The sequence below is a fragment of the Desulfovibrio sp. ZJ200 genome, from assembly GCF_011039095.1.
Taxonomy (GTDB): Bacteria; Desulfobacterota; Desulfovibrionia; order Desulfovibrionales; family Desulfovibrionaceae; genus Desulfovibrio.
Map to the genome: position 1 here is coordinate 49828 of NZ_JAAKEH010000007.1, position 12202 is coordinate 62029.

10 protein-coding genes are annotated in these 12202 nt (G+C 63.6%); 4 read left to right on the forward strand and 6 right to left on the reverse strand.

Annotated elements, in window-relative coordinates; all coding sequences use genetic code 11:
* Positions 1-15 precede the first annotated feature (15 nt).
* Together asnB and G7Y52_RS03630 are read left to right on the forward strand one after the other, a co-directional pair.
* On the forward strand, positions 16-1908 hold the full coding sequence (gene asnB, locus G7Y52_RS03625; protein ID WP_165066212.1) for an asparagine synthase (glutamine-hydrolyzing): 1893 nt from the start codon (positions 16-18) through the stop codon (positions 1906-1908).
* 308 nt (positions 1909-2216) lie between these two features.
* Positions 2217-3065 (forward strand): class I SAM-dependent methyltransferase, encoded by an 849-nt coding sequence (locus tag G7Y52_RS03630; protein ID WP_165066215.1) that lies wholly within the window; start codon positions 2217-2219, stop codon positions 3063-3065.
* 197 nt (positions 3066-3262) lie between these two features.
* Here the strand turns inward: G7Y52_RS03630 and purE are convergent, their stop codons facing one another.
* The 4 genes from purE to G7Y52_RS03650 all read right to left on the reverse strand — a co-directional run bounded on the left by purE (position 3263) and on the right by G7Y52_RS03650 (position 7447).
* Positions 3263-3763, reverse strand: a complete 501-nt coding sequence (gene purE, locus G7Y52_RS03635) for a 5-(carboxyamino)imidazole ribonucleotide mutase (RefSeq protein ID WP_165066218.1) — start codon at positions 3761-3763, stop codon at positions 3263-3265.
* 226 nt (positions 3764-3989) lie between these two features.
* Positions 3990-5276 carry a phosphoribosylamine--glycine ligase gene (gene purD / locus G7Y52_RS03640; protein WP_165066221.1) on the reverse strand — a complete coding sequence of 429 codons (1287 nt, stop codon included), beginning with the start codon at positions 5274-5276 and terminating at the stop codon, positions 3990-3992.
* Between the two features lie 66 nt (positions 5277-5342).
* On the reverse strand, positions 5343-7022 hold the full coding sequence (locus tag G7Y52_RS03645) for a VCBS repeat-containing protein (protein ID WP_165066224.1): 1680 nt from the start codon (positions 7020-7022) through the stop codon (positions 5343-5345).
* Between the two features lie 272 nt (positions 7023-7294).
* Positions 7295-7447, reverse strand: coding sequence for a hypothetical protein (locus G7Y52_RS03650; protein ID WP_165066227.1), 153 nt, complete (start codon positions 7445-7447; stop codon positions 7295-7297).
* On the opposite strand from G7Y52_RS03650, the gene G7Y52_RS03655 reads away from it, so the two are divergent.
* The gene (locus G7Y52_RS03655; RefSeq protein WP_165066230.1) at positions 7446-8774 is read left to right on the forward strand and encodes an RsmB/NOP family class I SAM-dependent RNA methyltransferase; all 1329 of its coding nucleotides are present in this window, start codon (positions 7446-7448) and stop codon (positions 8772-8774) included. The genes G7Y52_RS03650 and G7Y52_RS03655 overlap by 2 nt on opposite strands.
* 166 nt (positions 8775-8940) lie before the next feature.
* On the opposite strand, the gene G7Y52_RS03660 is transcribed toward G7Y52_RS03655, so the two are convergent.
* Together G7Y52_RS03660 and G7Y52_RS15460 are read right to left on the reverse strand one after the other, a co-directional pair.
* Complete coding sequence (locus G7Y52_RS03660) at positions 8941-11382, reverse strand: carbamoyltransferase HypF (RefSeq protein WP_165066234.1); 2442 nt, start codon at positions 11380-11382, stop codon at positions 8941-8943.
* 9 nt (positions 11383-11391) lie between these two features.
* A complete protein-coding gene (locus G7Y52_RS15460; RefSeq protein ID WP_277424281.1) occupies positions 11392-11520 on the reverse strand; it encodes a hypothetical protein in 129 nt (42 codons plus the stop codon).
* 64 nt (positions 11521-11584) lie between these two features.
* Here G7Y52_RS15460 and G7Y52_RS03665 point away from each other — a divergent pair, with 64 nt between their 5' ends.
* On the forward strand, positions 11585-12154 hold the full coding sequence (locus G7Y52_RS03665; protein WP_165066237.1) for a cupin domain-containing protein: 570 nt from the start codon (positions 11585-11587) through the stop codon (positions 12152-12154).
* Positions 12155-12202 lie beyond the last annotated feature (48 nt).

Below are 12202 nucleotides of genomic sequence, written 5' to 3' on the forward strand. Positions count from 1 at the left end.
TCCCCAAGAGCAACTATGTGCGGTATTTGCGGCATTTTCCGGCCTGAGGGCGTCACGCCCCGCGATCTTCGCGTTGTCTCGGCAATGGTCGCGGATCTGCGTCACCGCGGGCCAAACAAGCAGCAAACCCTGCAAGACGGCCGCGTTGTGCTGGGGCATGATCGCCTTTCCATTCTGGATCTTTCGCCCGCGGCGGGCCAGCCCATGCACAGCGCTGACGGGCGCTTTCTGCTGGTCTGCAATGGCGAGATCTACAATTACGTCTCGCTGCGGGAGCAATTGGAGCGCCAGGGACATATTTTTCGCACCACTTCGGACACAGAAGTGCTCCTGGAGCTTTTCGCGACCCTGGGCGCGGCCTGCCTGCCGCTGCTCAACGGCATGTTTGCCTTTGCGGTCTGGGACAGGCGGGAGCAACGCCTGACTCTGGCGCGGGACCGCTTCGGCCAGAAGCCGTTGTTCTATGCCCGGCAGGCGGATGCCTGGATATTCGCTTCCGAGGTCATGGCCCTGTTCCGGCAGCCAGGCCTGGAGCGCCGCGCTGATCCCAACGCTCTTTTTCACTATCTGACAGTACAGTCCGTGCCCGCTCCCTGGAGCGCGTTCCAGGGCGTGCGCAAACTGCCGCCCGCGCACTGTCTGAGCATCGGCCCTGACAACAGGGCACGGCTCTGGCGCTATTGGACGCCGGAAACCGCGCGGGCATTTGCCGGCTCGGACGAAGAGGCCGAAGAAATTCTGGATGCGCTGCTACAAAAAGCCGTGGCCCGTCACCGCCTCAGCGACGTGCCCGTAGGGCTTTTTCTTTCCGGCGGGGTGGACAGCTCGCTGGTTGCCGCTCTGGCCTGCCGCCAGGAGGCGGAGATGCGCAGCTTTTGCATGGGCTTCGCGGAGAGCAGCCATGACGAGCGCGCCTTTGCGGCCGAGGCCGCGCGGCTCTGCGGCACGCGGCACAGTGACGCTTGCGCGGAGCCGGATGTGGCCGCGCTCTTGCCGGATATGGCCCGGCACTACGGCGAACCCTTTGCCGACTCCTCGGCCCTGCCCACCTGGCTGCTGTGCCGCATGACCGGCAAACATGTAAGCGTGGCGCTTTCCGGCGACGGGGGCGATGATCTTTTCGGCGGCTACGAGCGTTATCTCGACCCCTTTCTTTATGAAGGGGACGTTCCAGCGGCGATCTCACGCCAACATGCCGAACTTCTGGACGAACTGGCCCCGGCCGGCAGGCCGCGGGATGCCTTGGCCTTGACGCCGGCCATGAGCAAATACTATTTCCACTGGGCGCGCTTTTGCGGCGCGCACAAACGGCGGCTCTGCGCGCCTGAACTGCGTGCAGCGGCGCAGCCCGCGCTCAGCCTGCAACTCATGCTGGAGCATTTTCAACGTCATGCCCGCATGCCGCTGCTCGCGCGCATGCAGCTTTTCGAGCTGGAATATTATCTTGCAAGCACTTTGATGCCCAAGGTGGATATTGCGGCCATGGCCTCTTCCCTGGAAGTGCGCGCGCCGTTGCTGGATGCCGAGGTGGCGGATTTTGCCCTGGCCCTGCCCGTGGAGATGCGGGTCAGACGGGTGCCCGGCGGCAAAGGCGGCAGTTTCGGCAAAGGCTGGGAAGCCAAATGGCTGCTGAAAAAGGTGGCCGCGCGCTACCTGCCGCCGGAATTTATCTACCGGCGCAAGATGGGCTTTGGCGTGCCGCTGGCGCAATGGCTGCGCGGCTCCTTGCGCGAGCTTGTCTGCGACACGCTGCTCTCTTCCGCCTGTGCGCAGCGGGGCTGGCTTGAGCCCGCTGCCGTGCGCGCGCTGGTTACAGAACACATGACAGGCGCGGTCAATCATGAATACCGGCTCTGGGCCGTGCTGATGCTGGAACTCTGGGCCCAGTACTGCCTTACATCCGAATGACGTTTGTTGTGGTGCTTGGCGGAGGCCCCCGTGATCAGAGCAGATTGCCTTTGGCGGTTTTCGCCTGAATGTACGCCGCGTTGCGGCGGCTGCCGCTTTCGCGTCAGCAGAGCATTTTCAAAGAGAAAATGCTCTGCTGTAGTGCAGGTTGATGGAGAAAGCAGATAATGCAGAACCCTCTTCACACGACAACTGTCGCTTGCCCCGTCTGCGGCTCAAATGCGGCAAAGCCTCTTTTTCTGAGAAAGGATCTGGCTTTCCTTCGTCATCCACATGCTTTTTCGGTCGTCCGCTGCACGACATGCGGCATGGGATATGTTCAGGATCGCCCAACGCCGGAGGCGCTCTCCCTTTTTTATCCTCCGGAATTTTATGCCCAAAATCACAGTCATTCCGGTGAACAGAAAAAACTCGACCATAAGCTGAATTTTTTAGAGCGATTTCTTGTTGACAAGAAATCGCTCCGGCGTCGCCGGAGCGGGCTTCGGCTTTTGGACGTGGGCTGCGCCGGCGGCGAATTTGTCGCCTACACCGCGCAACGCGGCTGGGACGCGTACGGATATGAATGGTCGCAAACCCCGCCCAATCATTACAATTCCCCTGTCATCCATGCGCCGACACTGCAAAACATCTTTGAAGGCTCTTCTTTTGACGCCATCACGGCCTGGGCTGTGCTGGAACACGCGTACAATTTGCGCGAGCTGACGGCGGAAATAAGCCGCCTGCTCAAGCCCGGCGGCTTATTTGTCGCGTTGGTGACGAACTTCAACAGCATACCGGGTCGTTATATGCAGCATGACGACATCCCCCGCCATTTGAACCTGTTCACGCGCCGGAGCCTGACCCGCCTGCTGAAAGAAAATCACCTCACGCCGCAGAGCTGGTCGTACGGCAATGCCATTTTCAACGGCAGCCATCGGGGTTTTTTGGTTTTTCTTCTCAAACGCCTGGCCGGGGAGAGCCTGGAATCCATTGTAGAACAGCACCGCGCGCCCGGCAAAAGACAGGAGTTCTGCACCATGCTTCGCGGCAGGCCGTCTCGGCTTGCGGACTGGGTTTGCCGCTTCGACCGGGCACTGTTCGCGCCGGTTATGGATGCGCTGGCTGCGTCTACAGGTTTTGGCTTTACCATGACCGTCACGGCGGTCAAAAAATAACAGGGCTTGCGGCAGATGATCTTTGAAGCGCGCCGCCTTGCAAGGCTGAAATACGCTGCACTCAAAGGCCGCCGGATTTCCGGCGGCCTTTGAGTTGCGTACAAAATCGACTTCGGGCGCGTGCCCTGTCAACGGCAAAAGAGAACGCCCGCAGCCCCACATCCTAGAGCATTTTCACTTTGAAAATGCTCTAGGGGCTATGCCCCGTATTTGCGGCTGATTTCCTCGCCCGCTTTTGCCACATCCTCGCGCATTTTGGCGCGGGCCGCCGCGATTTTGCGGTCCAGCTCCGGATCGGCCACGGCAAGGATCTGGGCGGCCAGCCAGGCCGCATTGCGCGCTCCGGCCTTGTCCAGAGCCACGGTGGCCACCGGAAAGCCGGGGGGCATCTGCACGGTGGAAAAAAGCGCATCCATGCCCGCCAGGCCGCCGCCGGAAACGGGAATGCCGATCACCGGCCGGGTGGTGCGCGCGGCCACGGCGCCGGCCAGATGCGCGGCCATGCCCGCGGCGCAGATAAAGACCCGCGCGCCCTGCGCCTCATAACTGCGCACCAGTTCCTCGGTGCGCTCGGGCGTGCGGTGCGCCGAGCTTACGGTAAACGTATATGTAATGCCCAGGCTTTGCAAAATTTCAGCGCAGGGGCTGACTTTTTCCTCATCGGATTTGGAACCCATCAGAATGACGACGTGCGGCATACTCTCAGTCCTTGCATTTTCCGTTGCTGCATTTTTCATGAACAAACATTCCGCGCGGGCAATCTTTGGCCGACATTCCACTGGCGCATGTGACAGCGCATTGTGCCTTTAGGGCGTTTTGCTCATGAAATGAGCAAAACGCCCTGCAATCTGCGGATGCGGCCCGACAGGCGCGCAAAAAGCCCGTGGCCTGCGCCGGAGGCGCGGAGCACGGGCAAAAGGGAGTCTACTTCCGCGCCAGGCGGCGCATGCCCTTATTGCCGATATCCTTGCGAAAATAGCCGTCGGGCATCCGGATTTCTTCCAGCGCCGCGTACGCGGCTTTCCGGGCTGCGGGAAGGTCATCGCCCAGGGCGGTCACGCAGAGCACCCGCCCCCCGCTGGAAATCAGCACATGATCCTTGACTGCCGTGCCGCTGTGAAAAACCTTGACCCCCGGGCGGGCCTCGGCTTCGGCAATGCCCTTGATCACCAGGCCCTTGGGGTAGGCGCGCGGATACCCTTTGGCCGTCAGCACCACGCCCAAAGCCGTCTGCCCGCTGTTGCCGATGCTGGCGGGGTCAAGCTCGCCGTTCACGCAATCCAGCATGATCTGCGCCAAATCGCCCTGCAATCGCATGAGCAGCGGCTGGCATTCCGGGTCGCCGAAACGGGCGTTGTACTCCAGCACCCTGGGCCCGTCGGCGGTTAGCATCAGCCCGGCATACAACACGCCCACAAAGGGATGGCCGTCTTTGGCCAGTTCCGCGAGGATGGGGCGGATGGTCAGATCCGCCATTTCTTCCAGACGATCGTCGGGCAGCACCGGCGCGGGGCTGTAGGCCCCCATGCCGCCGGTATTGGGGCCTTGATCGTCGTCCCAGGCGGCCTTGTGATCCTGCGCGGAGGGCAGGGGCACGGCCCGCGTGCCGTCGCAGAGGCAGAGGAATGAGGCTTCCTCGCCCACCAGAAACTCCTCAAGCACCACGCGATCGCCCGCCGCGCCAAAAGCCCGCGCATTCATGATGTCGTCCACGGCCTGCAGGGCCTCCTGCGAGTCGCGGGCCACCACCACGCCCTTGCCCGCGGCCAGACCGTCAGCCTTGACGACCAGGGGCGCGCCCACCTTGACCACATGGTTTTTGGCCATTTCCGCATCGGCGAACACCGCGCTGCGGGCCGTGGGCACCCTGGCCCGGAGCATCATTTCCTTGGCAAAGGCCTTGCTGCCCTCCAGACGCGCGCAATGCGCGTCCGGGCCGAAACAGGGGATGCCCGCCTCGCGCATGCGATCCACAATGCCCAGGGTCAGAGGCAATTCCGGGCCGGGGACCACCAGATCGATCTTTTCCTTTTGCGCCAGAGCCACCAGGCCATCCAGATCATCCGCGGCCACGGGCACGTTGATGGCGCCTTCGCCATGCGTGCCGCCATTGCCCGGAGCAGCGAAAATTTTACTGACCCGCGGGCTTTGCCCGAGTTTCCAGACCAGGGCGTGCTCACGCCCGCCGGAGCCGATCACCAGGATGCGCACATTGCCTCCTTTGGCTGCACAAAAACGGCCCTCCACAAGAACATGGAGGGCCGACCAGCATACACACTAGTTGGGATTTACTTCAAAGTCGCTCATGTCCGCGGGCACATTGGGATCAGTCGCCGAGACATCCAGAGGATAGGCCACAATCATGCTCTGGCGGCTGCCGATGCCGAGATCCGGCGAGGTATTCAGCCCCACCACCAGATCCAGGACGCCGTTGTTGTTCACATCGGCCAGATCCACTTCCGCCACGGAACCCTTGATGCGCCGGGTCTTCCATTTGAGGGCCAGGCCCACGCCGTCCCAGTACAGGGCGTGGATTTCGCCCTGCGGGAAGAAACGGTAGCGGTCAAAAAGCTGCGAAGCCGTGGAAATGGGCTTGTTGACCAGCAGCACATACTCGCCGGTGCGGCCCAGATCCGCGGCGATCAGGCGCATGGGCGCGTAATACTTGCTGGGCAGTTGATAATTGCGGTCCACGCCCAGGCCGGGCATGCCCTTGTAATGATCCATGCCTGTGGCCGAGCCAGAGAAGCGCTCCATGGTGGTGTGGATCAAAGTCTTGCCGTTCCCCTGGAAGACCTTCAGCCGCTCGTCGTCCGTGAGCATGACCAGTTGATCCCCCTTGCCGTCCTTGCCGCCGGGCAGCCAAGCCACATTGAAGACTGAGGCCCCGGGCGGAAGATCCAGGCGCGAGCCAAGGCTGAACTTGCTGCCGTTTTTCACCATGACGTGCACGCCGGGCGCGAAAAGCTTGAGCGAATCCCAGCCCTGGCCCACAAGCGTGGGCGTGAAGTGCGGCGGCACAGCGAGCACGCTCACGAAATAGGGGCAGCGATCCGCATATTGACTGAAGGTATTGCCCCTGAAGCTGTAAAAATAGGAATAGGGGCGGTTGCTCTCTTCCTCAAACGTGGCGACGACCAGTTCTTTGGCGCCGTCGCGGTTCAGATCAATGGCCCGCATGGAAAAATTGGTATTGGACTTGGAAATGGAGATCTCGCCCAGTTTCTTGAGCTTGTCCTGGGGCGGCCATGTATAGATGGTCAGCTTGTGATCGCCGAGCAGCGCGATTTCATTTTTGCCGTCGCCGTTGAAATCGCCCACGGCCATGTCCACCATGTTTCCGGGCAGCCGCTGGCTGCGCAGGCGCGAGCCGTCGCTGGCCCCGGCGCCCTGGTAGCGAAATTGCGGGTTCAGGTACATCTGCTGCTGGCCCGTCTCATTGACCACAATGTCGGAACTCATGCCGCCGGCGCGGCCGCCCACAGGCGAGGTGGCGCCCAGAGTGCGCGCCCCGCCCACGCCGAAGGCTTCGCTGCCCAGCGCGGCGCTCACATTCTGCACAACGCCGGTCAGGCCGCTCAACGGGCCTTGCCCGGACTTGCTCCAGACCTTGCCGGCCTTGTCCACGCAGTTGACCTCAATGGTGCACTCATTGCCCATGACGTTCACCGAACCCCAGACCGCATAGTCCGCGCCCGCAGAGCTCAGGGCTTTGCGGGCTTCAGCCTGGGAAGCGGCCTTGCCTTGCGCAACGCGCCCCTCCAGCACGCCGGGCCGGTAGAGCTTGGCCTGCATGGTGGCAGGCACGGCTTTGGAAAGATAGGCATAGCTCTGCGGCGCATTGACCGTGAACGGCATAATCACAAATGTTTTGGACGCGGCTTGCGCCGCCGGAGCCAGGCTCACGGCGAAGATCAGCAGGCACGCCGCGAGCGACAGTCGCATGAAAAATTTCATCCCGCACTCCTTGGGGCATTTTTCAAAAGCATGGCGGAGCTTCAGCCCGCAATCTCAGACACTATACGCATACTTGCGCCGCCGCGCAATACGTTGCATCCGCGGCGGGCATGGCTTCGCCCTGCCAGAGCGTTTAGCTAGAGCATTTTGCTTTTGAAATTATTCAATTTCAAAAGCGGCGCTGCCATCATTTCGCGTCCAGAACGCGGTCTGGACGCTCATTCGGCGCGGGCGTCCGCTCCCGCGGCCGCCAGAGCGTTTAGCTAATTTTATTAGCAAAACGCTCTAATTTCATCAGCAAAACGCTCTATGCGGGCGGGGAAAAAGGCGTTGCGGCCTGTTTCCGGCAAAGCCGGGCCGTGTAAAAAAGCGCGCGGCGAAAAAGAGCTTGCCGCCGCGCCGCGCCGGATTCTATAGTGCGTCATGCCCACATCCTTTGCCCGCTCTTTCCGCCTGGTCTGCGAGCCGCAACGCATCCCCGCGGTGGAGGCCCTGCTGCGGGCCGAGGGGTATGACTTCGAGCCCGAGCCCTTTTCGCCCTTCTGCCGTCGGCTCTGCCATGAGCCCCGGCCCCTGGGCTCGTCGACAGCCGCCTTTTTCGGCTACATCTATATCCAGGATCGATCCTCCATGCTGCCGCCCCTGGCCCTGGCCCCGCAAGCGGGCGAAGCCGTGCTGGACATCTGCGCCAGTCCGGGCAGCAAAACCGGTTTTCTGGCGCAACTGACCGGGCCCGCGGGTTTTGTGCTCGGCAATGAACCCGCGCCCGCGCGCCTCGCCACGTTGCGGGCCAATCTGCAGGCCTGCAACTTTCTCCAGGCCGCCACCTGCTCCTGCGGCGGCCAGGCCCTGCCTCTGCACCCCGAATCCTGGGGCGCGATTCTGCTGGACCCGCCCTGCTCGGGCTGGGGCACAGCTGAAAAGCATCCGCGCGTGCTCAAGCTCTGGCAGGGCGACAAACTCAAAAGCCTGACCGGATTGCAGCAATGCCTGCTCAAAAGCGCGGCCGCGCTGCTCAAACCCGGCGGGCGGCTGGTCTACTCCACCTGCACCACCAATGAGGCGGAAAACGAAGATCAGGTCCGTTTCGCAGAGCAGGAACTGGGCCTTGTGCGCGAATTTCTGCCGCCTTTTCCCGGCTTTGTCTGGGAGGAGCGCCCCGGCGGCCAGGGCACGCTGCGGGTGGACGGGGCGCGCTCAGGCGCCCAGGGCTTTTACGTGGCGCTTTTGCGCAAAACGCATCAGGCCGCGCCGGGGCCGCAAGGGCGTCCCGGGCTTGCTGGGTCTGCGCTGGCCCACGCGGCTGCCCCGGGCATGCGCGCGCCGGAAACGGAGCGGGAGCGCGGGCAAACGCTCGCGCCCGAAATTCTGGCCGGGCCCTGCTGCGATCCGGCGCTTCTGCCGCCGGGCCGGGTGGCGCTCTACGGCGAGCATGTGCGTTTCATTCCGGCCCAGGCCGCGGCGCTCCTGCCGTCGCATTTTGTCTGGCAGGGCGCTCTGCTGGGCCGCCTGGCCGCAGGCCGCCTGAGCACGAGCCCGCGCCTGCGGGCGCTGATGCCCGCGCGGCCCGATCCCGCCTCCAGTCTGGTGCTCGAAGACGTGCGGGAGATTGCCGCCCTGCTTTCCGGCCAGAGCCGCCAAACCGGGCTGAGCGGTCGCGAGGCCGGGCTGTGGTGGCGCAATCTGCCCCTGGGGCGGATCGCGCTCAAGCAGGGCCGGGCCGTGGCCGCCTTTAGAGCAGCTTACCTTTGACTTTTTATGAAAGTCAAAGGTGACATTCAGGCGAAAAACGCGGTTTTCGCCTGAATGCACGCCGCGTTGCGGCGGCTGCCGCTTTCGCGTCAGCAGAGCATTTTCAAAGAGAAAATGCTCTAAAGCGTTTTGCTAGAGCGGTTTGCTGTTGAAAACGGCAACCGCTCTAGCTCCGGCGCAGCAGGCAACGGCCCCAGACCGCCTGCCCCAGCGAAAGGCCGCCGTCACCCGGCGGCAGTTCATGGTGCGTGAGCGGGACAAGGCCCAGATCTGCCAATGCCTCAGGCAAGAGACGCGCCAGAATGGCGTTTTGCAGCACGCCCCCGGAAAGACCCACGCTGTCGAGCCCGGCTGCATCCGCCGCGGCCGCGGCCAGGGCAGCGAAACCCTGCGCCATGCTCAGATGAAAACGCGCCGCAATGCCTTGCGGGGCGCAACCGGCCTTTTGCTCTTCCAGCACCTGCGCGAAAAGCGCCGCGCTGTCCAGTTCCAGCAGGCCGTCACGTTCTCTGATCGCCACAGGCCACGGGGCTTCTGTCTGCAAGGCTGTTTCCTGCGCGGCCGCTTCCAGGCGGATGGCCGCCTGCCCCTCGTAGCTGGTCGCCAGGCAGAGGCCCAACTGGGCGGCCACGGCATCAAACAGGCGACCGCAACTGGATGTCTGCGGGCAGTTGACGCCGCGAAGCAGCATTTCTTCCACTGCCGTGGCAGCAGCCGCGTACTCCCGCTCCCAGGGCGAAAGGCCGGAAAAATGGCCCTGGCGTTGCAGACCCAGGGCTATGCGCCAGGGCTCCCGGATGGCCGCCTCGCCCCCGGGCAGCGCAAAAGGGCTCAGCCGCCCCAGACGGCTCCATTGCGCCGTGCGCAGATCCATGCGCAACAGCTCGCCGCCCCAGATGCTGCCGTCCTGGCCCAGGCCCGTGCCGTCAAGACAGAGCGCCAGAGCAGGGGCATACTGCCTGTTTTCCGCCAGCACCGAGGCCGCATGGGCCGCGTGATGCTGGAGCCGCCAGAGCGGCAGTCCGTCCTGGGCGGCGCGCGCCTCGGCATGGCGGGTGGAGAGAAAATCCGGATGCAGATCGCAGACAACGGCTTTGGGCCGCACTTCCAGAAGCTTTTCCAAATGGGCCGCCGCCTCTTCGTAAAAACCCAGGGTAGCCGGATTTTCCAAATCCCCGATATGCTGGCTCACAAAGGCTTCGCGCCCGCGCGTAAGACAGAGGGTTCCCTTGAGCTCGGCCCCGGCGCCCAAAACCGCGGGCCCGTCGTCGGGCAGAAAGACCGGGCGCGGCACATAGCCGCGGGCCCGCCGGAAAAAAAGCGGCTCCACGCCCCGGCAGCCGGCCTCCCCGCCCGCCGCGTCGTTGCCTGACACGCCGGGCCGCGCAAGGCCGGCGCGCGCGCTCCGCGCCACGGCCGGGCGCGGCGGTATGGGCGTCACAGCGAGCACGCTGTCATCCACACGCGCCAGAATATCCCGATCGTGCAGCAGCCAGGCGTCGGCCAGGCCGCGCAGGCGCGCCAGGGCCTCACGGTTGCCCAGGCAGATGGGCTCGCCGCTGGCATTGGCCGAGGTCATCACCAGCACGGGCGGCAGCTCCATCCGTTCTTGCAGCAGATCGAACAAAACCGCATGCAAAGGCGTGTACGGCAGCATCAGCCCCACACTGCGCGTGTCCGGGGCCACTTCCCGCGGCAAGACGCCGGGCAGGCAAGGGCAAAGCACAATCGGTTTTTCCGGGCTTTGCAACAGGGCCTGATGCTCGGGCGTCAGGCGGCACAGGCTGCGGACTGCCGTCAGATCAGCCGCCATCAGGGCCAATGGCTTGTGCGGACGGGCCTTGCGCCGCCGCAGCTCGCGCAGGGCCTGGGCATTGCGCGCGTCGCAGGCCAGTTGAAAACCGCCCAGGCCCTTGAGCGCCAGAATGCCCCCGGTCAACAGAATGTGCGCAGCGCGGGCCAAAGCCTCATGCTGACTGGCCTCTGCGGGGACGGTGTGGCCGCTTGCGGCTGCGGCGGCATCCACGAACCAGAGGCGCGGGCCGCAGACAGGGCAGGCAATGGGCTGGGCGTGAAAGCGTCGATCCCCCGGGTTGCCGTATTCAGCCGCGCATTCCGGACAGAGGGGAAAACAGCTCATGGAGGTCACGGCCCGGTCATAGGGAATGGAGCGGGTGATGGTGTAACGCGGGCCGCAATTGGTGCAGTTGGTGAAAGGATAGCGGTAACGGCGGTTGGCGGCATCGCGCATTTCCGCAAGGCAATCCGGGCAGACGCCCATGTCCGGGCTGACCAGCACGCTGTGCCCGGCGTGCCCGCTGCTGGGCACGATAACAAAGGCCGCCTCGCCGGGCAGCGGCTCAAGCTCTTCTTCCGCAAGGGCCACAAGCCGGGCCAGAGGCGGCAGCTCCGTCCGCAGGCGGCGGCCGAAACGGGCCACGGCCTGCAAGGCGCCCTGCACTTCCATGCGCACGCCCTCGGAAGTGTTGCCCACCGCGCCGGTAAGCCCTTCCTCCTGAGCCAGCCGGTAGACAAAAGGCCTGAAGCCCACGCCCTGCACCTGCCCCGCGGCCACAAAAGCCCGTCGTGTTATTTGCGTTGCATCCATCTTTTCACTCTATCCGAAGAGCGGCCCTTGCGCCAGATTGCTCAAGCGCTCAAGGCAACAGGGCAGACGCATCTCATGCGGCAGCCCTGTCAGGGCAAGGGCCGCTCTTGCGGGTCCGCCGCTTCTTCTGCTATTCATGACAATAACTCATGACAATCGCATCTGTCCGTATCACAGCCCAACGAGACAATCAGGAGCGCCTATGCCCGCCGCACGCACCATCGGCTCCCGTATCCGCGCGTTCCGCGAGGAGCGCGAGGTTGATCTGGAAACCCTGGCCCAAAACACCGGCCTGACCACGGAATTTCTCGGCAAACTGGAAAACGACGCCATTTACCCGAGCATCGGCCCGTTGCAGAAAGTGGCCCGCGCGCTGGGCGTGCGTCTGGGCACCTTCCTGGACGATCAATTCAGCCGCGATCCGATCATCTCGCGCCTTGACGGCAGCGAAGCGGACGAAGCCCTGCACACCGGGCGCATTCCCCGCCCCAGCTATGTGTATCATGCCCTGGGCAAGGGCAAGAACGATCGGAACATGGAGCCTTTTTACATTAAAATTTCCCCGGAGCCGACCGGCGAACGCAAAACCACCTCGCATCAGGGCGAGGAGTTCATTCTGGTGCTCAAGGGCGAGCTGCTGGTGGTCTATGGCCGGGAAAACCATGTGCTCACAGCCGGGGAGACCATATACTACAACTCCATTGTGCCCCATTTTGTGGGCGCGGCCGGGGACGAGCCGGTGGAAATACTGGCTGTGGCCTATAATCCTTAGAGCATTTTGCTTTTGAAACAGATCCCTGCGGCATCCGCCCCGCTGCCT